Source organism: Streptomyces sp. NPDC050610, assembly GCF_040654875.1.
In the GTDB taxonomy this organism is placed as follows: domain Bacteria; phylum Actinomycetota; class Actinomycetes; order Streptomycetales; family Streptomycetaceae; genus Streptomyces.
The window spans coordinates 21,552-43,524 of sequence record NZ_JBFAIV010000052.1 but is presented as its reverse complement, the minus strand read 5'-3'; the positions used below and the strand labels follow the sequence as shown (position 1 = coordinate 43,524).

Below are 21,973 nucleotides of genomic sequence, written 5' to 3'. Positions count from 1 at the left end.
CTCCCGCTGGTGGACGTCATGGTCCTGGCCGCCGCCCTGGAGACGTACCCGGCCAGCCTCATCTTCCCGGTCGGCTACGTCGAGACGACCCAGGAACTGCCGTTCCAGGACCTCGTGCCCACCTGGGACGCCCTGCGGCGCTTCACCGGCGAGCAGGAAGTGTCCGGGTACGACGCGGGCCTGGTACCCGATTTCGAGACCCACGCCAGCCTCGTAAGCACCGCCCTGACCGCACTCGAAGAAGCTGAACGGGCCCGGTTCACGGCCGAAGCGGCGACCGGCCCCGCCCAGCGGGAAGAAGCCGAGCACAGACGCACCAAGTACGCCGACCAGGCCATCTCCGCCAAATACCACCTCCGCTACCTCCGCCGGGACCTCCGCGACGACGGAGCCACCCCGCCCGACCTCCCACCCGCACTGGCCGACGTCGACCCGCCCGAGGACGACACCACCACCACACCGGAGGACCGCCTTTGAAGGGCTCCACCCACCGCCGCTGCTACTGCCGCGACCCCCACACCGGCAAACCGCTCGGCAAGAAGTGCCCCAAGCTCACCAACCGGAAGCACGGCACGTACTCCGTACGCCAGGAGCTGCCACCCCGCGAGGACGGCACCCGCCGCTCCTTCAGCCGCGCCGGCTACGAGAGCCTCAAGGCAGCCCAGGCCGACCTCGACCGCATACGCGCGCTCCTCAGCCTCGTAGACCAGGACGACCCGGACAGCGCCGAGCGCCTGACCGCCATGCTGGAGGAGGTCGCCGACGAGAAGGCCCCGCTGCCCGAGCCGGAGGAGACCCGCCGCCGGCTGAGGGCGGGGCTGGCGCTGCGCGGCACCGTCACCGTCGGGGAGTGGCTCGACTCGTGGTTCGCCTCCAAGAAGCGGCGCAAGACCACACTCAACGGCTACGCCTCGCACATCCGTGTCCACCTCAAGCCGCACATCGGGCACATCCGTCTCGACCGTCTCCACGTCGGCCACCTGGTGCAGATGTTCGACGCCATCGCGCTCCAGAACGAGGTGATCGAGGCCGACAACCAGGCCCGCAGTGAGCAGATCGCGCGCTGCAAGCCGGGCAAGCCGGGGCGGCCCGTAGGCGCCGAGCGAGCGCGCCTGGCCGAGGAGCAGCAGAAACTGGCCGAGATGAAGCCGTTCCGGAAGCTGAACGGCCCTGCCACCCGGCAGGCCATCCGCCGGACCCTGCGCGCCGCGCTCAACGCCGCCATCGCCCAGCAACTCATCACGTTCAACCCGGCGGCCCACGTCGAACTCGAATCCGGCAAGCGGCCGAAGCCCCTCCTGTGGACGGAGGAGCGCGTCCGCCGGTGGCACGAGACGGGCAAACTGCCGAGCCCCGTCATGGTGTGGACACCGGCCCAGTTCGGCGTCTTCCTCGACGCCGCCGAGGGCGACCGCCTCTACCCGTTCTTCCACCTCGTGGGGACACGCGGCCTCAGGCGCGGTGAGGGCGTCGGGCAGGAGTGGACGGACATCGACCTGGAAGCGGGGCTGATCACTCCCGCCAAGGAGATCGTGGTGGACGGCTGGGCCCCGTACGAGTCCGAGCCCAAGACCGACGGCAGCGCCGGCACCATCGCGCTCGACAGCCTGAACCTGGCCGTCCTGCGGGCCCACAAAGCCCGGCAGGACGCGGAGCGCCTGGCGTGGGGCTCCGCGTGGCAGGACTCGGGCAAGGTCTTCACGCAGGAGGACGGCTCGCCCCTGCACCCGGCGACCGTCTCCGAGACGTTCCGCCGCATCCTGGCGGCCACGGACCTGCCACCGATCACGCTCCGTGATCTACGCCACATCGCGGCCACCCTGACCCACGGAGGCGGCGGGGACATCCACACGGTGAAGGAGGTCCTGCGCCATTCCACCATCGCCCTGACCTCGGATACGTACACGAGCCTGCTGCCCGAACTCGATCGTGAGATAGCCGAGAAGGCGGCGCAGCTCATTCCGAGGAGTCGCCGGAAAACGCCCAATGGCCAGGACTCCGGCGCTCCCGCTCACGCATCGCTCACGCACGAGCCGAAAACGAAACAGCGCCCCGACCGGCCTGAGCCGATGGAGGCGCTGCCTCGCAGGTCGGAGGAGGTTTCCTCGACCGATGAAAGTGGGCCATCAGGGGCTCGAACCCTGAACCAATGGATTAAAAGTCCACTGCTCTGCCAATTGAGCTAATGGCCCGCACCCCGCAGCATAGCCCGGCGGTGCGCGGAGTCCCGAGTCGTGTCCCCGCGATCCGCCGCCGAGGTCCGGCCGCATGCCGTTCGGGGGCGTGTCCGAAGGGGCTCGGGCCCGGGCAACGCGCAGGGCCCGTACGGCACTTGCGTGCGGTACGGGCCCTGCGGTCAGTCAGCTGCGGCAGCCGAGTCAGCCGTTGCGCTTCCAGCGCGGCTTGTCGTCGCGGCGGCCGAAGGAGCCGGTGCTGGTGGCGCCGCGGTGGCCGGAGGTGCGGCCCTGGGGGCGGTCGCCGCCGGAGCGGAAGCCGCCGCCCGAGGAGGGGCGCTCGTCGCGGCGGTCGCGGTTGTACGGACGGTCGCCGCCACCGGGGCGGAAGCCGCCGGACGGCCGGTCGTCGCGGCGGTAGCCGCCGGAGGACGGGCGGTCGTCGCGGTTGAACGAGCGGGCCGGACGGTCACGGTCGCCGCCACGGTTGAACCCACCGCCGGAACGGTCGTCACGACGCTCGAACGAACGGCCGCCACGGTCGTCCCGACGGTCACCGCCGGAACGGAAACCACCCGACGACGGACGGTCGTCACGACGGTCGTCGCGGTTGAACGAACGGGCCGGACGGTCACGGTCGCCGCCACGGTTGAACCCACCGCCGGAACGGTCGTCACGACGCTCGAACGAACGCCCACCACGGTCGTCCCGACGGTCACCGCCGGAACGGAAACCACCCGACGACGGACGGTCGTCACGACGGTCGTCACGGTTGAACGAACGGGCCGGACGGTCACGGTCGCCGCCACGGTTGAACCCACCACCCGAGCGGTCGTCACGACGCTCGAACGAACGGCCACCACGGTCGTCGCGGCGGTCATCCCGACGGTCGTCACGGCGGTCGAAGTTGCCCCGCTCGTCGCGGCGCTCGTTCGCCTGGGCCGGCACCGACGCGGCGGCGGCCGCCTCCTGCGCCTTCTCGGTGGCGGCGGCCTCGGCGGCGGCGGCCACGGCCGCCTCCGGGTCCTCGCCGCGCTCGCGGGCGGAGCGCGCCAGCAGGCGGTCCGCCTCCTCGCGCAGCTCGGTGGCCCGGCGCTGCACCCGCTCCAGCTGCCGGCCGAGGTCCTGGACCTCGCGCTCGGCCTGCTTGGCGGCGTTGTTCGCGGAGTCCGCCTGCACCTCGGTCAGCGAGCGGGCGCCGGTGATCTGGGCGACCTCCTCGTCGAACGCGCCGGCGCCGCCGACGATGTGGCGCGAGGCGTCCACGCCCGCGTCCTCCATCAGCCGGAAGATCTGCTTGCGCTGGTGCGGCAGGGCGAGCGAGACGACGGTGCCGGACTGGCCCGCGCGGGCCGTACGGCCGGAACGGTGCAGGTAGTCCTTGTGGTCGCCGGCCGGGTCGACGTTGAGCACCAGGTCGATGCCGTCGACGTGGATGCCGCGGGCGGCGACGTCGGTGGCGACGAGGACGTTGACGTGGCCGTCCTTGAAGTCCGCCAGCGTGCGGGTGCGCGCGCCCTGCGTCATGCCGCCGTGCAGCGCGTCCGCGCGGACGCCGGAGTCGATCAGCTGCTCCGCGATGCGGTCGGCGCCCAGCTGGGTCCGTACGAAGATGATCGTGCGGCCCTTGCGGGCGGCGATGGCGGCGGTGACCGGCGCCTTGTCCTTCGGCTTCACGACGAGCACGTGGTGGCTCATGGTGGTGACGGCGCCCTGGGCGGCGTCGACCTCGTGGCTGACCGGGTCGGTCAGGTAGCGCTTGACCAGGGTGCCGATCTCGTTCTCCATCGTGGCGGAGAAGAGCATCCGCTGCCCGCCGGAGGGCACCAGGTCGAGCAGCTCGGTGACCTCGGGCAGGAAGCCCAGGTCGGCCATCTGGTCGGCCTCGTCGAGCACGGCCACCTCGATCTTGTCGAGGGAGGCGGCGCCGCGGTTGATGATGTCCCGCAGGCGGCCCGGGGTGGCGACGAGGATGTCGACGCCGCGCTCCAGGGCGTAGATCTGGTTGCCCATCGAGGTGCCGCCGCAGACGACCTTCATCTTGAGGCCGAGCACGTCGCCGTAGGGCTGGAGCGCGTCGGCGACCTGCATCGCCAGCTCGCGGGTCGGGGTGAGGATCAGGCCGCGGGGGCGCTTCTTCTCGGTGTGGCCGCCGGCCAGCTGCGTGAGCAGCGGCAGGCCGAAGGAGAGGGTCTTGCCGGAGCCCGTACGGCCGCGGCCGAGGATGTCCTTGCCGGACAAGGCGTCCGGGATGGTCGCGGCCTGGATCGGGAACGGCGTGGTGACGCCGTTCTGCGCCAGCTTGCGGACGATGTGCTCGTTGAGCCCGAGGTCGCCGAAGGTGACGGTCGGCGCGTCGACGCCGTCCTCCGTCAGCTCGGACTCCCCGCCCTCGGACTGGGGGGTGTTCTCGGTGTTCTCGGTGCTCACCGCGTCGTTCTCGGTGCTCACCGCGTCCGCGGTGTGCTCGACGCTTTCAACGCTCTCGGTGTTCACGACGTTGTCAGCGGAGACGGCTGTGCTGGAAATGGACATGCGAAATGCGAAACCTTCCGGAGTCTCGGCACGCGCCCAAGCTCCGTGTCGGCTTCACAAATGACCGCCTCAATGCGGTCAGCCACGGCAAGGTAAGGAACGCGCCACGCGGCGCGCTTCGGTTCGGCGCCGGGCAAATGGGATCAAACGATCTACCACCATACGCACCCCACCCCGCGCCACGCAAGTCGCCCCTGATTCGCCGCCGCCCCAAGCACCGGGCCGCGCCCACAGGCCGCACCCACGGACCGTGACCGCACCCCCGCCGCGCACCCCGCCGTACGCCCCCGTCGCACGTCCCCGCCGTATGCCGTACGTCCGCTACGCCACCGGTCCGGCCTGCGGCGACACCAGCGGCTCCCGCTGCGGCGCGGACGCCGCCGAGGACGTGGTCGGCGACGCGGGCGGCTGCGAGACGGTCGGCGGCGGGGTCGGCTCGACCGGGTCCGTCGGCTTCGGTGGCTCCTTGGGCCCGGACGGGTCGCCCGGTGTGGACGGCGGGCCCGGCCGCCCCGGCGTCGGCTTGGGCCGCGTGCCCGGCCGGCCCGGCCGTTCCGGCCGCTTCCCGGGCGTGGGGCCGGCCTCGTCGGCGGAGGCGGAGGACGAGGCGTTCGCGGGGGCCGCCGACCCCTTCGGGGCCGGTTCGCCGTCCCGGCCGCCCGGCCGCGGGCCCTTGCCACCCCCGGCCGTCTTCGTGCCCGTATCCGTACGCCCCCGGCCGTCGCCCTTCGCCACACCGCCGTCCGGCTGCGGCCCGCCGCCCCGGTGGCCGGCGGACTTGGACGGCGCGGGCTTCGCGGGGTCGCTCACGCTCATGCAGCCGCCGAGGGCCATGGCCGCGACGGCGACGGCCGCGGCGCGTACGAGCGCGACGGGTACCTGGGACACGGGCGGGGACATCGCGCGCATGGGCATGGGGACCACCTTCGGGTCGCGGAGCACGGGCCCCCTGCCCAACTGGCCTCGCCCCGCGCAGGACACGCGCCCCGCGCATGCCCGGCGCGGATCGCCCGGCCCCGCCACCCCACAGGTCGGCCGCGGCGGCGGCCGCCCCTCACCCGTACCCCAGCGCGTGCAGCCGCTCGTCGTCGATCCCGAAGTGGTGGGCGATCTCGTGAACGACCGTCACCTCGGTCTCCGCGACCACGTCCTCGCGGGAGTCGCACATCCGCAGCGTCGGCCCCCGGTAGATCGTGATGCGGTCCGGCAGCACGCCCGCGTACCACTCGCCGCGCTCGGTAAGCGGCGTCCCCTCGTAGAGCCCGAGCAGCTCCGGCTCCTCCGCGGGCGGCTCGTCCTCCACGAACACCGCGACGTTGTCCATCAGCCTCGTCAGCTCCGGCGGAATCCGGTCGAGCGCCTCGGCGACCAGTTCCTCGAACTCCTCGCGCGTCATCTCCAGCACACCCGCCATTGTCCGCGACGGGCCCCGGCCCCGCCGGGCGGACGCCGACCCCGGCAACCGCTCCCGGAGCCGCCTCCCCTCCCCCGGCGGCCCCGGGAGACCCCTTTGGCAGCTCTTCGGGAAACCGTTTTGGCGATACCTCCCCGCATCCCATATGCTTCTCACGTCCCCGACGCGCTGCGAAGCGCCCAGGTGGGCCATCAGCCCTCATCGTCTAGTGGCCCAGGACGCCGCCCTTTCAAGGCGGTAGCACGGGTTCGAATCCCGTTGGGGGCACGCATTACCGTGTGCGAGACTGGTTCACGCCGGTTTCGCACAATGCAAGGTCCTGTGGAGCAGTTTGGAGTGCTCGCCACCCTGTCAAGGTGGAGGCCGCGGGTTCAAATCCCGTCAGGACCGCTGCGGCTGGGTAGCTCAGTTGGTACGAGCGATCGCCTGAAAAGCGATAGGTCGCCGGTTCGACCCCGGCCCCAGCCACACCCTGTGGCACAGGCCCCGATCCCCTGGATCGGGGCCTGTCGCGTTGTACGGGCCCGGTCGGGCCCCAGAGGGGCCCGGGCGGGCTCAGCCGGAAGGGGCCGCGGCGTGCGCGTGCGCCCGTACGGCGGGCCGGCCGCCGGGGTGCCGGTGGCGCCAGATCCAGAAGACCGCGGTGGACACGACCGCCCAGGCCGCCAGCACCAGGAACGGGAAGGCGTGCTGGTAGCGGCCGAAGTAGACCGCGGTGTGCTGCGCGTTGACGGAGGCGCCCGGCGGCAGCCAGCGGCCGATCTCGCCGAGTACGGACGGCAGCAGCGGCCAGGACACGGCGCCGCCCGAGGACGGGTTGCCGAGCAGCACCATCACACCCCAGGTGGGGATCATCGCCCAGCGGCCGATGAGGGTGTTGAACATCGTGAAGACCATGCCCGACGTGAACATCGTGAACGCCAGGATCAGCCAGGACTCGACGAACGGCAGGTCCAGCGCGCCCAGCAGCCAGTCCACGACCGCGGCGATGGCGAAGGCGCCGAGCAGCGCGTAGGCGGCGGTGAAGGCGACCCGCTCGGCCGGATTGAGGCCCCTGGCGTGCACGCTGAGCTGGATCGCCCCGACGAAGCCGATGATGACGGCGGCCAGCGAGATGTAGAAGAGCGCGAGGCCGCGCGGGTCGCCCTCCTGGAGCGGCTTGACGTCCTTGACGGCCACGGGCACCCCGACCGCCTTGCCGACCTTCGGGGCGGCCTGGGTCAGCACCTGGGCGACGGTGGCCCCGGAGGCGCCCGAGACGTCGAGCCGGACATGCCCGTCGGCGACGTCGAGGACGGCGAAGACCTGCTGCTCGTCGACGGCACGGCGGGCCTCGCCGTACGACCGGTAGTCGTGCAGCTTCAGCGAGGCGTTGAGGGCCTTCTCCATGCCGCCGATGAACGCCTTGCCGCGCGGGGTGTCCTGGCCGCCGACGACGGCGGTGGGGATGTGGTGCGGGGTGGGGTTGGCCATCGTGTAGGTGTACGAGCCCGCGAAGAGCCCGGCCGCCGCGGCGAGGATGAACAGCAGCACCGTCGCGGGCAGGAACGGCGAGTTCTTGAAGGCCGTCCACCGGTCGGCCGCGCTGGGGGGCCTGCCGTGGGCGCCGTGGGCGTGGGCCTCGCCGGAGGAGCCGCCGGAGGAGTCGCCGAGTGAGTCGCCTGGGGAAGAAGTCTCCTGGTCGTCCTGTTGATCATCCATAAGGCCACGCTAAAGCACCTATAGAGGACATTCTCGGTTGGGTTTGCAGGCCACAAATGGTTCGCCAGTCTTTTCCGGGAGGTGAGATCCTGGAGGACGTATGTCCAGTCAGCCTGCCCCCGCCCTGCCCGCCCTCCTGGAGCGGCTCCCCGACCTGATGCTGCGCGATCAGCAGCGGCTGGGCCGCCGGCTCGACGGCGCGCGCCGCATCCGCAAACCCGAGGCCCGTTCGGCCGTACTGGCCGAGATCGCGGCCGACTTCGACGCGGCCGAGCTGCGGGTGGCCGGCCGCCGCGAGGCCGTGCCGAAGATCAGCTACCCCGAGCAGCTGCCGGTCAGCCAGAAGAAGGACGAGATCCTGGCGGCCATCCGCGACCACCAGGTCGTGATCGTCGCCGGTGAGACCGGCTCCGGCAAGACCACTCAGATCCCCAAGATCTGCCTGGAGCTGGGCCGCGGCGTCAAGGGGCTGATCGGGCACACCCAGCCGCGCCGGCTCGCGGCCCGTACCGTCGCCGAGCGCGTCGCCGAGGAGCTGAACACCCCGCTGGGCGAGGCCGTCGGCTGGAAGGTCCGCTTCACCGACCAGGTCGGCGGCGACACCCTGGTGAAGCTGATGACGGACGGCATCCTGCTCGCGGAGATCCAGACCGACCGCGAGCTGCGCCAGTACGACACGATCATCATCGACGAGGCGCACGAGCGCAGCCTCAACATCGACTTCATCCTCGGCTATCTGGCCCAGCTGCTGCCGCGCCGCCCGGACCTGAAGGTCGTCATCACCTCGGCGACCATCGACCCGGAGCGGTTCGCCCGGCACTTCGGCTCCTTCGCCTCCGTAGCCGACGGCGGCGCGACGGACGCGGAGAGCGCGAAGAGCGCGCCGATCGTCGAGGTCAGCGGCCGTACGTACCCGGTGGAGGTGCGTTACCGGCCGCTCCTGGAGGAGGGGTCCGAGGACAGCGACCGGGACCAGATCACCGCGATCTGCGACGCCGTGGACGAGCTCCAGCGCGAGGGCGACGGCTTCGGCGACATCCTGGTCTTCCTCTCCGGCGAGCGCGAGATCCGCGACACCGCGGACGCCCTGGAGAAGAAGAAGCTCAGATCCACCGAGATCCTGCCGCTGTACGCGCGCCTCTCGCACGTCGAGCAGCACCGGGTCTTCCAGCGCCATCAGGGGCGGCGAATCGTTCTGGCGACCAATGTCGCCGAGACCTCCCTGACCGTGCCGGGCATCCGCTACGTGATCGACCCGGGCTCGGCCCGCATCTCCCGCTACAGCCACCGCACCAAGGTCCAGCGGCTGCCGATCGAGCCGGTCTCGCAGGCCAGCGCCAACCAGCGCAAGGGCCGCTGCGGCCGTACGAGCGACGGCATCTGCATCCGCCTCTACTCCGAGGACGACTTCCTCTCGCGCCCGGAGTTCACGGACGCGGAGATCCTCCGTACGAACCTGGCCTCCGTCATCCTCCAGATGACCGCCGCCGGGCTCGGGGAGATCGAGAAGTTCCCCTTCATCGACCCGCCGGACCGCCGCAACATCAAGGACGGCGTGGATCTGCTGGTCGAGCTGGGCGCGATCGACCCGAAGCAGAAGGACGTGAAGAAGCGGCTCACCCCGATGGGCCGCAAGCTCTCGCAGCTCCCGGTGGACCCGCGGCTCGCCCGGATGGTCCTGGAGGCCGACCGGAACGGCTGCGTCCGGGAGGTCATGGTGATCGCCGCGGCGCTCTCCATCCAGGACCCCCGCGAACGCCCCTCCGACAAGCAGGCGCAGGCCGACCAGCAGCACGCCCGGTTCAAGGACGAGAGCAGCGACTTCCTCGCCTTCCTGAACCTGTGGCGCTACGTACGCGAGCAGCAGAAGGCCCTGTCGTCGTCCGCCTTCCGGCGCATGTGCCGCGGCGAGTTCCTGAACTACCTGCGGATACGCGAGTGGCAGGACATCTACAGCCAGCTGCGTACGGTCGCCAAGACGATGGGCATCCACCTCTCCGAGGAGGACGCGGCGCCGGACCACATCCATACGGCGCTCCTCTCCGGGCTGCTCTCGCACCTCGGCCTGAAAGAGGCCGAGAAGAACGAGTACCTGGGCGCGCGCAGCGCCAAGTTCGCCGTCTTCCCGGGGTCGGCCCTCTTCAAGAAGCCGCCGCGCTGGATCATGTCGGCGGAGCTGGTGGAGACCTCCCGGCTGTGGGCGCGGGTCAACGCGAAGATCGAGCCGGAGTGGGTCGAGCCGCTCGCCCAGCACCTGGTCAAACGCACGTACAGCGAGCCGCACTGGGAGCAGAAGCAGGCGGCGGTGATGGCGTACGAGCGGGTGACGCTGTACGGCGTGCCGATCGTCGCGCAGCGGAAGGTCAATTACGGGCGTATCGACCCGGAGACCAGCCGCGACCTCTTCATCCGCAACGCGCTCGTGGAGGGCGACTGGCGCACGCACCACCAGTTCTTCCACGACAACCGGAAGCTGCTCGGCGAGGTCGAGGAGCTGGAGCAGCGCGCCCGGCGCCGCGACATCATGGTGGACGACGAGACGCTCTTCGACTTCTACGACGAGCGGCTTCCCGACGACGTCGTCTCGGGGGCGCATTTCGACTCGTGGTGGAAGCGCAAGCGCCGCGAGGAGCCGGAGCTGCTCAATTTCGAGCACTCCATGCTCATCAACGAGAACGCCGAGCAGGTCACCAAGGACGATTATCCGGACACCTGGCGGCAGGGTGGCCTGAAGTTCAAGGTCACCTACCAGTTCGAGCCGGGCGCGGACGCCGACGGCGTGACCGTCCACATCCCGCTCCAGGTCCTCAACCAGGTCTCCGCCGACGGCTTCGACTGGCAGATCCCGGGGCTGCGCGAGGACCTGGTCACCGAGCTGATCCGGTCCCTGCCCAAGCCCATCCGCCGCAACTACGTGCCCGCGCCGAACTTCGCCAGGGCGTTCCTGGACCGCGCGGTGCCGCTCCAGGAGCCGCTGACGACCACCCTGACGCGGGAGCTCCAGCGGATGGTGGGCGTGCGGATGGAGCCGGACGACTTCGATCTCGGCAAGGTCCCCGACCACCTGAAGATCACCTTCCGGGTAGTCGACGAGCGCCGCCGCAAGATCGCCGAGGAGAAGGACATCGAGGCGCTGCGCCTCGCCCTCAAGCCCAAGACGCGGGCGGCCATCACCAAGGCGTTCGAGCAGGCGCCGGAGAGCTCCGGCGGCGGCAGCCTGGAGCAGCGCTCCGGGCTCACCTCGTGGACGGTGGGCACGCTGCCGCGCACCTTCGAGACCCGGCGGGCCGGGCAGCCGGTGAAGGCGTACCCGGCGCTGGTCGACGAGGGCGCGTCGGTGGCGGTGAAGCTCTTCGACACCGAGCCGGAGCAGCGGCAGGCGATGTGGCGCGGCACGCGCCGGCTGATCCTGTTGAACCTGCCGTCGAACCCGGCGAAGTTCGCCCAGGACAAGCTGTCCAACCAGCAGAAGCTCGCGCTCTCCCGGAATCCGCACGGCTCGATCGCGGCCCTCTTCGAGGATTGCGTGGCCGCCGCCGCGGACCGGCTGATCGCGGCCCGCGGTGGGCCCGCCTGGGACGAGGAATCGTTCCGCAAGCTCTTCGACGCGGTGCGGGCGGACATCGTCGACGCGACGCTGGACGCGATCCGCAAGGTGCAGGAGGTCCTCGCCGCCTGGCAGGCGTGCGAGCGCCGGCTGAAGGCGACCACGTCGCTGGTGCTCGTACCGTCGCTGACCGACGTCAAGGAGCAGTTGGCCCAGCTCATCAAGCCGGGCTTCGTCACGGCCCACGGCGCGCGGCGGCTGCCCGACCTGATGCGCTACCTGGTGGCGGTCGACCGGCGGCTCCAGCAGCTCCCCACCAACGCCCAGCGGGACCGCGCCCGGCTGGAGAAGGTGAAGGAGATGCAGGACGAGTACGCGTGGCTGCTGGAGCAGTTGCCGAAGGGGCGGCCGGTGCCGCAGCAGGTGCTGGACATCCGCTGGATGATCGAGGAGCTGCGGGTCAGCTATTTCGCGCACGCGCTGGGCACGGCGTACCCGGTTTCGGACAAGCGGATCGTGAAAGCGATCGACGAGGCGGCCCCCTGAGGCACTGGTTCGACCGCACCCCCTGAGCTGCTGTAGAGTCTTGCTTCGCAGCCGCACGAGAGTGCGGGGGCGAAGCGAGGTCCTGTGGAGCAGTTTGGAGTGCTCGCCACCCTGTCAAGGTGGAGGCCGCGGGTTCAAATCCCGTCAGGACCGCAGTAGATGGAAGGCCCGCATCCGATCGGATGCGGGCCTTTCCGCTGTCCGGGGGCCGCCGCGTCGCCGGCGTCGGCGACACCCTCTGACGGTCCGCCTCCGTACGCGCCGCTGAAGGCTGTGACCGGCCTCTCCTGCCCCAGGAAGGCTCCGCCGCCCCACAGAGGCCCGTACGGCCCGCGTGGAGCGCCTCTGCGGCCCCGGACGGCCCGCGCCCGGCCACTGGCTTTTCCGTGGCCCTTGACGGCGGCATGGTCCACCGGTACCCAGGCAGAAGGAGGTGCCGCGCTCCATGACGAGAACTTCCCCGCACGAGACCCGAGCGCTGTTGCGCGCTCATCTGTCGGCGGCGTCGGGATACCGCCATCTATCCAGGCACTGCCCGATCTGTCACCGGCTGCTGCGGCTGGCGGCCCTGGAGCGGCCGGTCGAGCGGAGCAGGGACGAAAGTCCCCCGCCTCGGTGACCAACGGCGGGCGGTTCGGCGGTAGTCGGGTGGAAGGCTGAGCGTGGGAGCGTTCTCATCCGCTTCATTACCGCAGCTGTGCCGTAGGCCACAAGAACGACGCACTGTGACGGGAGTCACCGAAAGAGTTTCAAGGTGGGAGGAACTCACCCCTCACCTACAAAGGGTCAATTTAATATGTGCAATTGCACTGCCCTTAAACGGACTCCGGACGGAGCCCCACGAACCCTCCCGAGCCACCCGTACGGACGCCGCGCAACCACTCGTACGAGTCCGCCCGAGCCCATACGAGCCACCTGGTAGCCGCTCACCGGCCGGCGCGTTCAGGGCATAAAAAGATCGCGCTGGACCCGGCGGAGTCCAGCGCGATCGACGACTGCCCGAATGGAGCCGGGCGCGGGGCCTGTTGGGGCAGGCGCCGTGTCGTGGTGCAGCTAGGTGGAACTGATGGAACAGGTGCCCCTGGTGGAGCGGGTGAAGCTGATGACGCAGGTGAAGCGGGTACTGCCGGTGGAGCTGAGCGGGCGGCTACCGGGTTGGGGGACCCGGCGAACAGCCCGGTGACGCAAGGGTGGAGCGGTTGTTCAGGCTTCGCTGCGCTGCTGCGGAATGCCCGCCAACAGCGCGCGGACCTCCGCTTCGCGGTAACGCCGGTGTCCTCCGAGCGTGCGGATGGACGTGAGCTTGCCTGCCTTGGCCCAGCGCGTGACCGTCTTCGGGTCCACGCGGAACATCGTGGCAACCTCAGCCGGGGTCAGCAGCGGCTCGGCATCAGGGGTGCGAGCGGTCATGAGCGGCCTCCTCGGGAGAACCGAACCATCACGGTTCTTTCCTCTAAATTCTGCACCTTGACCCGCGTTGCCCGAAATGGCGGACGCGGGCCGAGTCGGTTATAGGACGAACGGCTTGTCCTCGGCACTACAACTACACCATCCGTCCAGCCGCGTCGGCCAAACCGATGGAATTGCCCTCTCAGGTGTTCAACCTCGACGGAACCCGATGGACCATGCCATAGCGGACAGTCACGCCACCGTGACGATCAGTCACAGCGGGATCAGGGGTCACCAGACCCGCCAAGGAGTGCAATGCCGAGCAATCCGCCCGTAGTTGAACGGAAGGAGCCATTCACAGACTCCTTGTCCTATTTTGACACGACAGTGGGGGATGCGCGCAAGGCCCGATGTCAGTGCTTTAGGTCACGGTTGCGGCAATGGCCCGGATCGGGACCTAGGTCCTTGCCTGGCTGGCAACTCATCCGCCACATCAGCATCCCACCGAACCGGCCGCCACTGCCGACTCTTCCATCCCTCGGACCACAGCGGCCTTCTGAGAGTTCGACGGCTCCATGAGCCGCGCGGTTCCCGCGCCGCCCGTTCTCAGCTCGCGTACTGGCGGTCCCGGACCGCGCTCCACCGGTCCGTCAGCCGCCCGTACGCCGCGCCGGCGCCCGCGCCGTCGCCGTCCCGCAGCGCGGCGAGCCCCTCCGCCACGTCCTCGGCCGACCGGTCGTCTGCGAGATCCGCCTCGGGCACCACGTGCACCAGCCCGCCGTAGTCCAGTTCGACCAGGGAGCGCGGGTGGAACTCCTCCAGCCAGCGCCCCACCTCCACCAGGCCGTCGATCAACGGGCCCTCTTCGAGGGAGTCCTTGAGGGTGCGCAGGGCGCGCGCCACCCGGCGCCGGGCCTCGACCATCGGCGTGCGGTAGCGCAGTACCAGCGCGTCGTCGCCCTTGTCGTACTCGCGCTCCTCGGCCGCGAAGAGGACGAACCAGCGCACCGGCACATGCCAGGTCGCCGTCTTGATCCACGGCCGGGCGTCCGGATTGCGCTCCCGCCACCGCTCGTAGTCCGCCTCCGCCTGCCGGCGCACCACCGGGGGCAGGGCCGCGTCCAGGACGAGCCCCGGAAGCTGCTCCGTGAGCCCCTCAAGGGCCTGCCAGCCGCGCAGCCGCGTCCGCCAGGGGCAGACGCAGGTGACGCCGTCCACGACCGCGACGAACGCGTCGCCGCTCTCGTGCACCGGCACCGCGACGGGCGGCGTCGGCAGCAAGTCCGCCAGCGAGCGTCGGAGTTCGTCCTGCGCGCTCGGCAGCTTCTCGCGCTTGGCGTAGCGCGCCCAATGACCACGCTCGGGTTCCGGGAAAGCGGCCAGTGGCTCGTAAACCCGCAGATACGCTGCATACGGGACAATCACTGACGACGCCAAGGTCACGCCCGCTCCCTCAAGCCGGAGTCCGTCACTGGGAGTTGTCCTCCCCGTACTGGCCAAATCGTCCCACGCCACCGCCGCCTGGGAGAGTGATCCTCGGCACCTACCTGATCTGCCGGGCCGCCAGGTCTTACGCTCTTGCCGACCGGCCCTCCCCCACCCCTCGGAGGGCTTCCTCCGCGAGTTATGGGAGTCACCACCGTGACCGACGTACGTCCCACCCTCGACGGCGGCAACGTGCTGCATACGCTCTTCCGATCGGACCAGGGCGGCCATGAGCAGGTCGTGCTCTGCCAGGACCGGGAGAGCGGGCTGAAGGCCGTCATCGCCCTCCACTCCACAGCCCTCGGCCCCGCCCTCGGCGGCACCCGCTTCTATCCGTACGCCTCGGAGGACGACGCCGTCCAGGACGCGCTCAACCTGTCCCGCGGCATGTCGTACAAGAACGCGCTCGCCGGGCTGGACCACGGCGGCGGCAAGGCCGTGATCATCGGCGACCCCGCCCCGGTGGCGGAGGGCGGGGTGAAGTCGGAGCGACTGCTGCTCGCGTATGGCCGGTTCGTGGCTTCCCTCGGCGGCCGCTATGTGACCGCGTGCGACGTCGGCACGTACGTGCAGGACATGGACGTCGTCGCCCGCGCCAACCGCTGGACCACGGGCCGCTCGCCCGAGAACGGCGGCGCCGGCGACTCCTCCGTGCTCACCGCCTTCGGCGTCTTCCAGGGCATGCGCGCCTCCGCGCAGGCCGCCTGGGGCGAGCCCACGCTGCGCGGCCGCACGGTCGGCGTCGCCGGCGTCGGCAAGGTCGGCCACCACCTCGTGCGGCACCTCGTCGAGGACGGCGCCTCGGTCGTCGTCACGGACGTACGGGCGGAGTCGGTCGAGCGCCTCCTGGCCCACCACCGGGAGGGGGTCAGGGCCGTCGCCGACACCGACGCGCTCATCCGCGCCGACCTGGACGTGTACGCGCCGTGCGCGCTCGGCGGCGCGCTGGACGACGCCACCGTGCCCGTCCTCACCGCGAAGATCGTCTGCGGCGCGGCCAACAACCAGCTCGCCCATCCGGGCGTCGAGAAGGACCTCGCCGACCGGTCCATCCTCTACGCGCCGGACTACGTCGTGAACGCGGGTGGCGTGATCCAGGTCGCGGACGAGCTGCACGGCTTCGACTTCGACCGGGCGAAGGCCAAGGCGACGCGGATCTATGACACGACTCTGGCCATATTCGACCGGGCGAAGTCCGAGGGCATCCCGCCCGCCGAGGCGGCCGACCGGCTGGCCGAGCAGCGCATCGCGGAGGCCCGCGGGGCGGCTCTGTAGCCCGTTCACAGTCGTTGACGCGGACCGTACGGCGGGCGGCGAGGGAGAGATCTCTCACCACCCGTCGGCGGGTCGCCGCGCGGGACGCGTTAAAATCGCAGATGACCAGCGAGGACGGGGCTCCTTGCGGGTTCTGCTCCGGGGCGCGTCACGCGGGCGACGTACCGTATGACCGCGGAAGCAGGTACCGTTGAAGCCCTACAGACCGGTCTCTCCGTCGAGAGTCCGCTCTGACTCATGAACGCGTGTCAAGACTCTGGGGCCGTCGAGCCCCGTCATTGAGGGGGTCGAGCCATGGGGCGCGGCCGGGCCAAGGCCAAGCAGACGAAGGTCGCCCGCCAGCTGAAGTACAACAGCGGCGGGACGGACCTCTCGCGCCTGGCCAACGAGCTGGGTGCAACTCCCACGAAGCAGCCGCCGAAGAGCGAGCCGCTTGTTGAGGACGAGGACAAGCTGGACGACGATCCGTACGCTCAGTACGCGGATCGTTACAACACTGACGATGCCGAGGGCGAGGACGACGACCAGTCGTCCGATCAGCACTCGCATCGTCGCCGCACTTGACGCCCTTCAAGCGTCCGCCTCCGCGGTACGACCACTGACCCGGTCCAGGGCCCGCCCCCGGACCGGGTTCTGTGCTGCCCCGCGCCGGGTCAGCTCGCGTAGTCACCGGTCAGTGCCACTGCCTCGGCGTCTCCGCCGCGCTCGGTGATCTCGCCGGCCACCCAGGCGTCCACGCCTCGGTCGGCCAGGGCCGTCAGCGCCACGTCCGCCGATGCCTCGGGCACGACGGCCACCATGCCGACGCCCATGTTCAGCGTCTTCTCCAGCTCCAGGCGCTCGACGCCGCCGAGCCGGCCGACGAGGTCGAAGACCGGACCGGGGGTCCAGGTCGAGCGGTCCACCGTGGCGCGCAGCCCGTCGGGGACGACGCGGGCCAGGTTGTTCGCGAGCCCGCCGCCGGTGATGTGCGAGAAGGCGTGCACCTCGGCGGTGCGGGCCAGGGCCAGGCAGTCCAGCGAGTAGATCTTGGTGGGCTCCAGCAGCTCCTCGCCGAGGGTGCGGCCGAACTCCGCCACCTCGCGGTCCAGCTCCCAGCCGGCCCGGTCGAAGAGCACGTGGCGCACGAGCGAGTACCCGTTCGAGTGAAGGCCGGACGATGCCATGGCGATCACCGTGTCACCCGTACGGATGCGATCCGCGCCCAGCACCTGATCGGCCTCGACCACGCCCGTACCGGCGCCGGCGACGTCGAAGTCGTCGGCGGCCAGCAGCCCCGGGTGCTCGGCGGTCTCGCCGCCGACGAGGGCGCAGCCCGCGAGGACGCACCCCTCGGCGATGCCCTTGACGATCGCGGCGACCCGCTCCGGGTGGACCTTGCCGACGCAGATGTAGTCGGTCATGAAGAGCGGCTCGGCGCCGCAGACCACCAGGTCGTCGACGACCATCCCGACCAGGTCCTGGCCGATGGTGTCGTAGACGCCCATCCGGCGGGCGATGTCGACCTTCGTGCCGACGCCGTCGGTCGCGGAGGCCAGCAGCGGGCGCTCGTACCGCTTCAGGGCGCTGGCGTCGAAGAGCCCGGCGAAGCCGCCGAGCCCGCCGACGACCTCGGGGCGGGTGGCCTTGCGGACCCACTCCTTCATCAGTTCTACGGCGAGGTCGCCGGCCTCGATGTCGACACCGGCGCCCGCATAGCTGGCACCCGTGTCCGGACGCGGCGCGGCCGCGGAAGACTCTGCAGGCATTGCTGGAACTTTCTCGTCGGTGAGCTGCGGCGTTGCGAGGGTCGCGGCGTTACGGGCGACGGAGGGCGTCCGCCGCGTCGGGCCCGCCCGCGAGCTCGGTCTCCAGGAGGTTCTTGCCGAGCAGCTCGGGGTCGGGCAGCTCCATCGGGTACTCGCCGTCGAAGCAGGCCCGGCACAGGTCCGGCTTGGCGATCGTGGTCGCCTCGATCATCGCGTCCGTGGAGATGTACGCCAGCGAGTCGGCCCCCAGCGACTTGCCGATCTCCTCGACCGAGAGGCCGTTGGCGATCAGCTCGGCGCGGGTCGCGAAGTCGATGCCGAAGAAGCACGGCCACTTGATCGGCGGAGACGAGATCCGGATGTGGATCTCGGCCGCGCCCGCCTCGCGGAGCATCCGGACCAGGGCGCGCTGGGTGTTGCCGCGGACGATCGAGTCGTCGACGACCACCAGGCGCTTGCCGCGGATGACGTCCTTGAGCGGGTTGAGCTTCAGCCGGATGCCGAGCTGGCGGATGGTCTGGCTCGGCTGGATGAACGTACGGCCGACATAGCTGTTCTTGACCAGCCCGGTCCCGAACGGGATGCCGCTGGCCTCCGCGTACCCCACGGCGGCGGGGGTGCCCGACTCCGGAGTCGCTATCACCAGATCCGCCTCGGCCGGCGCCTCGGCGGCCAGCTTGCGCCCCATCTCCACCCGGGAGAGGTGCACATTGCGGCCCGCGATGTCGGTGTCGGGGCGGGCCAGGTACACGTACTCGAAGACGCAGCCCTTGGGCCTGGCCTCGGCGAAGCGCGTGGAGCGCAGCCCGTTCTCGTCGATGGCGACGAGCTCGCCCGGCTCGATCTCCCGGATGAAGGAGGCGCCGCAGATGTCCAGGGCGGCGGTCTCGGAGGCCACCACCCAGCCGCGCTCCAGCCGCCCGAGGACCAGCGGGCGGATGCCCTGCGGGTCACGGGCCGCGTACAGCGTGTGCTCGTCCATGAAGACGAGGGAGAAGGCGCCCATGACGTCGGGGAGGACCTTGGCGGCCGCGTCCTCGATGGTCAGGGGCTTGCCGTCGGAGTCGACCTGGCCCGCCAGCAGCGCGGTGACCAGGTCCGTGTCGTTGGTCGCGGCCACATGCGTGGCCCGGCCGCCGTCGCGCGGCAGGTCGGCGACCATCTCGGCGAGCGCGGCCGTATTGACCAGGTTGCCGTTGTGGCCCAGCGCGATGGAGCCGTGGGCGGTCGCCCGGAAGGTCGGCTGCGCGTTCTCCCACACCGAGGCTCCGGTGGTGGAGTAGCGGGCCTGGCCGACCGCGATATGTCCCGTCAGGGAGCTGAGTGATGTCTCGTCGAAGACCTGGGAGACCAGGCCCATGTCCTTGAAGACCAGGATCTGGGAGCCGTTGCTCACCGCGATGCCCGCGGACTCCTGTCCCCGGTGCTGCAGCGCGTACAGCCCGAAATAGGTGAGCTTGGCGACCTCTTCGCCCGGAGCCCAGACCCCGAAGACGCCGCAAGCGTCCTGGGGGCCCTTCTCGCCGGGGAGCAGGTCGTGGTTGAGTCGTCCGTCACCACGTGGCACGTCTTCGAGTCTAGGGCAGGGAACAGGTTCATCCGAACCGGGGATTGCCAGGAATTGCTCACACCACGGACAGCCACTTGTCGCACACGGGGGATCACCGCCGGGGCGGCGCCCGCGGCCCCGGCTCGGACCCGACTCCACCGGCGCGGGCGGCGACGCCCTGTCGTCGGCGCCGCACTCCGTGCTCCGCGGCCCTCCCTGCACCGCCTGTGCCCGGTTCCCGGGGGCCGGGCTCGCGCCCTCGCGCGTCGTCGACGAAGGCTGGCACGGACTCATCCTGCACACGAAGCTGTACGCGGACCTGTGCGCGTCGCTGGGAGTCGGGTTCGTACATCACTTCCCTGGATGGGATCCGATGCACTACGACCCGGACGTACTGGACCGGACCCGCGAGAAGGTCCGGGCCTGCGGGTACGACGTGGACGAAGCCCTGTGGGGGCCGCCTGCGGGCGCTCCGCTCGTGCCCGTGGCCGCGAACTGTCAGCACTCGACGGAGTGCACCATCCGTCCCATGCCGACGCCGCAACCGCCGTGCAGTCAAAAGGTGTCCGGGCCGGCGGGGGCGTAGGTTGAGCGTCGATTGGAGGCTCCATGACTGAGTGGATCGACCCTCGGTACGCCGGCCTCGCGGAGGCGTGGCGCGTGGCGCGGGAGCAGGCCGCGCGGGAAGGCGGCGAACCGCCTGTCCGCGGGTTCGTCGTCCCCGGCGCCGGAGAACGCGGCGAGGGCTGAGAGACCGTCACCGTCCGTACGGCGCATGAGGGGCGCGGGCCTGTCGACCGGTCCGCGCCCCTGTGTCCGTACGGGTCTGCTCCGGTGGTTACCGGACGGCGCGCTGCGGGGCCTGCACGGCCTTGGAGGGGGCGGCCTCGCGGCCGAGTTCGCGTACGGCGCGCGGGTCGGCCTTCTCGTCGAGTGTGATCCTGCTGTTGGCGTCGAACAGGGGGGCGCCCGGCACGAACGCCTTCGTCTGGAGGGCCTTGTTGAGCTGGCCGGCCGCCTTGCCGCCGAGCACCAGACCACCCTGGACGTTGACTTCGCGTGCCTTGGTGTTGACGGCGGTGTTCACCTTGGGGCGCGAGAAGGTGCCCAGTTCGAGCGGGGTCCTGCGGTCGAGGGTCGCGCGCATGATGCCGGTGGTCAGGTCGGCCTGGAAGGCGGTGAGCCGGGCGATCCGCTGGTTGCGGAGGTTGACCAGCGCGATGCCGGTCGTCTTGAAGGCGAGCCGCCCGCCGACCTTGCCCTTGACGTTCGAGACGGCGCCGGACTTCACGCCGAAGTCGAGGGTCTGTTCCGCGTCGACCTTGGCGCCGAGGTTGCCGCGGGCGTCCAGCCGGGTGAGGAGGATGCCCTTGGCTCGGAGCTGGGCGACGGTCTCGGCGGAGACCGTGATCTTGGTGACGCCGCTTTTGACCGCGATCTCGGCTTTGGGGACGGGCGCGGTCCGGACGGTCTCGCTCCGGTCGCCGGAGGCGGCCGAGGCCATCCCGGGAACGGCCGCGAGGCCGAGCGCGAGGGCGCCGGTGACCGCGACGGCCGCACCGCGGGTCAGGGCGCTACGGGAGGTGGCAGGCGTGAATGAGGACATTGCGTGACGTTCCCTTCTGAACGGTCGATTCGCATACACCACGGAATGACACCCGCGGTAATGGCGCGACCCCAGAGGGTTATTAGAGGTGTGAGGCTTCACCCGCTTGCCGAAACGGCGCAGGCCCCGGCATGGATGCCGGCCGCGCCGGGCGGATCAGCCCAGCAGCGGCAGTTGGTCCGCCAGGTCCGCCCGTTCCCCGCTCGCCGAGACCGCGCCGGCCTCGACGGCGCTCACCCAGTCCGTACGGCCGGTGGCGAGCCTGATCCAGGTCAGCGGGTCGGTCTCGACCACGTTGGGCGGGGTGCCGCGGGTGTGGCGGGGGCCCGCCACGCACTGGACGACCGCGAAGGGCGGCACACGGACCTCCACGGAGCCGCCGGGCGCCTTGGCGGCGAGCGCGTCGGCGAGCAGCCGGGTGACGGCGGCGAGGGCCTGGCGGTCGTGGGAGACGGCGGTGCCGGTCGCGGCCGTCAGGTCGTCGGCGTGCACCACGGTCTCCAGCAGCCGGGTCACCAGGAAGTCATTGACGGTCATGGCCCCGTAGCCCGTCGGGACGAGCGTCGCGGGGCCCGACTCCGCGACGGCCGCCGTCAGCCGGCCGATGGCCGTGTCCAGCCGGGCGACGACGGCCTCCGGCCCCGCCTCCCCCGCGGCGGCGAGCGCGTCGCTCTCGGCCGCCGTCGCCGCCGCGATGTCGTCGGCCTGTTCGCGGAGAGCGGCCAGATACCGCTGGAGGTCGAGGTCGGCCGCGGCGGGCGCGGGCCGCTCGGCGAGGGCGCGCGGCAGCGTCTCCAGGCAGACGGCGATGTGCGTGATCAGATCGCGCACCGTCCACTCCCCCAGCTGCGACCGGGCCGCGAGCAGCGGCTCCGCGTCGGGCGCGGCGCACAGCGTGCCCACCGCGGTCCGCACCGCCCGCAGTTGGCCGTCCAGGGCGCCGCGCACCTTGGCGGGGTCGTACGTACGGGCGCGGGGCTTGCGCTGAGCGGGAGGCATGGAAC

At 70.9% G+C, this 21,973-nt stretch carries 16 protein-coding genes, 5 tRNA genes and 1 pseudogene; 11 read left to right on the top strand and 11 right to left on the bottom strand.

From position 1 onward, the window contains the following. Together AB0I22_RS36785 and AB0I22_RS36780 are read left to right on the top strand one after the other, a co-directional pair. Window positions 1–477 (top strand): transcriptional regulator (locus AB0I22_RS36785; RefSeq protein ID WP_363135373.1); only part of this gene is annotated, 477 nt, incomplete at its 5' end. Beyond that, window positions 474–1,973 (top strand): annotated as a pseudogene (locus tag AB0I22_RS36780) (tyrosine-type recombinase/integrase); the annotation flags it as partial. The gene AB0I22_RS36785 and the pseudogene AB0I22_RS36780, both read left to right, overlap by 4 nt. 146 nt (window positions 1,974–2,119) lie before the next feature. Here AB0I22_RS36780 and AB0I22_RS36775 read toward each other — a convergent pair. The 4 genes from AB0I22_RS36775 to AB0I22_RS36760 all read right to left on the bottom strand — a co-directional run bounded on the left by AB0I22_RS36775 (window position 2,120) and on the right by AB0I22_RS36760 (window position 6,114). Beyond that, window positions 2,120–2,192, bottom strand: a tRNA-Lys gene (locus AB0I22_RS36775). A gap of 186 nt (window positions 2,193–2,378) precedes the next feature. Further along, window positions 2,379–4,709 carry a DEAD/DEAH box helicase gene (locus AB0I22_RS36770; protein ID WP_363135372.1) on the bottom strand — a complete coding sequence of 777 codons (2,331 nt, stop codon included), beginning with the start codon at window positions 4,707–4,709 and terminating at the stop codon, window positions 2,379–2,381. Window positions 4,710–5,030: 321 nt separating this feature from the next. Beyond that, window positions 5,031–5,624 (bottom strand): hypothetical protein, encoded by a 594-nt coding sequence (locus AB0I22_RS36765; RefSeq protein ID WP_363135371.1) that lies wholly within the window; start codon window positions 5,622–5,624, stop codon window positions 5,031–5,033. A 139-nt stretch (window positions 5,625–5,763) separates the two neighbouring features. Beyond that, window positions 5,764–6,114, bottom strand: a complete 351-nt coding sequence (locus AB0I22_RS36760; RefSeq protein WP_363135370.1) for a metallopeptidase family protein — start codon at window positions 6,112–6,114, stop codon at window positions 5,764–5,766. A 203-nt stretch (window positions 6,115–6,317) separates the two neighbouring features. On the opposite strand from AB0I22_RS36760, the gene AB0I22_RS36755 reads away from it, so the two are divergent. The 3 genes from AB0I22_RS36755 to AB0I22_RS36745 all read left to right on the top strand — a co-directional run bounded on the left by AB0I22_RS36755 (window position 6,318) and on the right by AB0I22_RS36745 (window position 6,591). Beyond that, window positions 6,318–6,390, top strand: a tRNA-Glu gene (locus AB0I22_RS36755). A gap of 48 nt (window positions 6,391–6,438) precedes the next feature. Next, window positions 6,439–6,513 (top strand) — tRNA-Asp (locus AB0I22_RS36750). A 4-nt stretch (window positions 6,514–6,517) separates the two neighbouring features. Then, a tRNA-Phe gene (locus AB0I22_RS36745) sits at window positions 6,518–6,591 on the top strand. An 87-nt stretch (window positions 6,592–6,678) separates the two neighbouring features. On the opposite strand, the gene AB0I22_RS36740 is transcribed toward AB0I22_RS36745, so the two are convergent. Continuing rightward, window positions 6,679–7,824, bottom strand: coding sequence for an ABC transporter permease (locus AB0I22_RS36740; RefSeq protein ID WP_363135369.1), 1,146 nt, complete (start codon window positions 7,822–7,824; stop codon window positions 6,679–6,681). Window positions 7,825–7,924: 100 nt separating this feature from the next. Between AB0I22_RS36740 and hrpA the strand changes: the two genes are divergently transcribed. The 3 genes from hrpA to AB0I22_RS36725 all read left to right on the top strand — a co-directional run bounded on the left by hrpA (window position 7,925) and on the right by AB0I22_RS36725 (window position 12,536). Next, entirely contained in the window at window positions 7,925–11,917 is a 3,993-nt protein-coding gene (hrpA, locus tag AB0I22_RS36735; protein ID WP_363135368.1) for an ATP-dependent RNA helicase HrpA, read from the top strand. A gap of 78 nt (window positions 11,918–11,995) precedes the next feature. Then, window positions 11,996–12,070 (top strand) — tRNA-Asp (locus AB0I22_RS36730). A gap of 292 nt (window positions 12,071–12,362) precedes the next feature. Continuing rightward, on the top strand, window positions 12,363–12,536 hold the full coding sequence (locus AB0I22_RS36725) for a DUF6274 family protein (RefSeq protein ID WP_363135367.1): 174 nt from the start codon (window positions 12,363–12,365) through the stop codon (window positions 12,534–12,536). A gap of 584 nt (window positions 12,537–13,120) precedes the next feature. On the opposite strand, the gene bldC is transcribed toward AB0I22_RS36725, so the two are convergent. Continuing rightward, complete coding sequence (gene bldC, locus AB0I22_RS36720) at window positions 13,121–13,327, bottom strand: developmental transcriptional regulator BldC (protein ID WP_003949541.1); 207 nt, start codon at window positions 13,325–13,327, stop codon at window positions 13,121–13,123. Between the two features lie 585 nt (window positions 13,328–13,912). After that, the gene (locus AB0I22_RS36715) at window positions 13,913–14,749 is read right to left on the bottom strand and encodes a hypothetical protein (RefSeq protein WP_363135366.1); all 837 of its coding nucleotides are present in this window, start codon (window positions 14,747–14,749) and stop codon (window positions 13,913–13,915) included. Between the two features lie 183 nt (window positions 14,750–14,932). On the opposite strand from AB0I22_RS36715, the gene AB0I22_RS36710 reads away from it, so the two are divergent. Together AB0I22_RS36710 and AB0I22_RS36705 are read left to right on the top strand one after the other, a co-directional pair. Next, window positions 14,933–16,066, top strand: a complete 1,134-nt coding sequence (locus tag AB0I22_RS36710; protein ID WP_363135365.1) for a Glu/Leu/Phe/Val dehydrogenase dimerization domain-containing protein — start codon at window positions 14,933–14,935, stop codon at window positions 16,064–16,066. A 294-nt stretch (window positions 16,067–16,360) separates the two neighbouring features. Continuing rightward, on the top strand, window positions 16,361–16,630 hold the full coding sequence (locus tag AB0I22_RS36705; protein ID WP_363135364.1) for a DUF3073 domain-containing protein: 270 nt from the start codon (window positions 16,361–16,363) through the stop codon (window positions 16,628–16,630). 89 nt (window positions 16,631–16,719) lie between these two features. Here the strand turns inward: AB0I22_RS36705 and purM are convergent, their stop codons facing one another. Both purM and purF read right to left on the bottom strand, forming a co-directional pair. After that, window positions 16,720–17,814 carry a phosphoribosylformylglycinamidine cyclo-ligase gene (purM, locus tag AB0I22_RS36700; RefSeq protein ID WP_363135363.1) on the bottom strand — a complete coding sequence of 365 codons (1,095 nt, stop codon included), beginning with the start codon at window positions 17,812–17,814 and terminating at the stop codon, window positions 16,720–16,722. Between the two features lie 49 nt (window positions 17,815–17,863). Then, window positions 17,864–19,381, bottom strand: coding sequence for an amidophosphoribosyltransferase (gene purF / locus AB0I22_RS36695; protein WP_363135362.1), 1,518 nt, complete (start codon window positions 19,379–19,381; stop codon window positions 17,864–17,866). 591 nt (window positions 19,382–19,972) lie between these two features. On the opposite strand from purF, the gene AB0I22_RS36690 reads away from it, so the two are divergent. Further along, window positions 19,973–20,113, top strand: coding sequence for a hypothetical protein (locus AB0I22_RS36690; protein ID WP_363135361.1), 141 nt, complete (start codon window positions 19,973–19,975; stop codon window positions 20,111–20,113). Window positions 20,114–20,201: 88 nt separating this feature from the next. On the opposite strand, the gene AB0I22_RS36685 is transcribed toward AB0I22_RS36690, so the two are convergent. Beyond that, on the bottom strand, window positions 20,202–20,969 hold the full coding sequence (locus tag AB0I22_RS36685) for a hypothetical protein (protein ID WP_363135360.1): 768 nt from the start codon (window positions 20,967–20,969) through the stop codon (window positions 20,202–20,204). Window positions 20,970–21,125: 156 nt separating this feature from the next. After that, the gene (locus tag AB0I22_RS36680) at window positions 21,126–21,968 is read right to left on the bottom strand and encodes a sterol carrier family protein (RefSeq protein WP_363135359.1); all 843 of its coding nucleotides are present in this window, start codon (window positions 21,966–21,968) and stop codon (window positions 21,126–21,128) included. Window positions 21,969–21,973 lie beyond the last annotated feature (5 nt).

Coding starts and splice junctions, on each gene's coding strand:
- AB0I22_RS36770 (WP_363135372.1), bottom strand. CDS start 4,709: ATGTCCATTTCCAGCACAGCCGTCTCCGCTGACAACGTCGTGAACACC.
- AB0I22_RS36765 (WP_363135371.1), bottom strand. CDS start 5,624: ATGCCCATGCGCGCGATGTCCCCGCCCGTGTCCCAGGTACCCGTCGCG.
- AB0I22_RS36740 (WP_363135369.1), bottom strand. CDS start 7,824: ATGGATGATCAACAGGACGACCAGGAGACTTCTTCCCCAGGCGACTCA.
- hrpA (WP_363135368.1), top strand. CDS start 7,925: ATGTCCAGTCAGCCTGCCCCCGCCCTGCCCGCCCTCCTGGAGCGGCTC.
- AB0I22_RS36725 (WP_363135367.1), top strand. CDS start 12,363: ATGACGAGAACTTCCCCGCACGAGACCCGAGCGCTGTTGCGCGCTCAT.
- bldC (WP_003949541.1), bottom strand. CDS start 13,327: ATGACCGCTCGCACCCCTGATGCCGAGCCGCTGCTGACCCCGGCTGAG.
- AB0I22_RS36710 (WP_363135365.1), top strand. CDS start 14,933: ATGGGAGTCACCACCGTGACCGACGTACGTCCCACCCTCGACGGCGGC.
- AB0I22_RS36705 (WP_363135364.1), top strand. CDS start 16,361: ATGGGGCGCGGCCGGGCCAAGGCCAAGCAGACGAAGGTCGCCCGCCAG.
- purM (WP_363135363.1), bottom strand. CDS start 17,814: ATGCCTGCAGAGTCTTCCGCGGCCGCGCCGCGTCCGGACACGGGTGCC.
- AB0I22_RS36690 (WP_363135361.1), top strand. CDS start 19,973: ATGACTGAGTGGATCGACCCTCGGTACGCCGGCCTCGCGGAGGCGTGG.
- AB0I22_RS36685 (WP_363135360.1), bottom strand. CDS start 20,969: ATGTCCTCATTCACGCCTGCCACCTCCCGTAGCGCCCTGACCCGCGGT.
- AB0I22_RS36680 (WP_363135359.1), bottom strand. CDS start 21,968: ATGCCTCCCGCTCAGCGCAAGCCCCGCGCCCGTACGTACGACCCCGCC.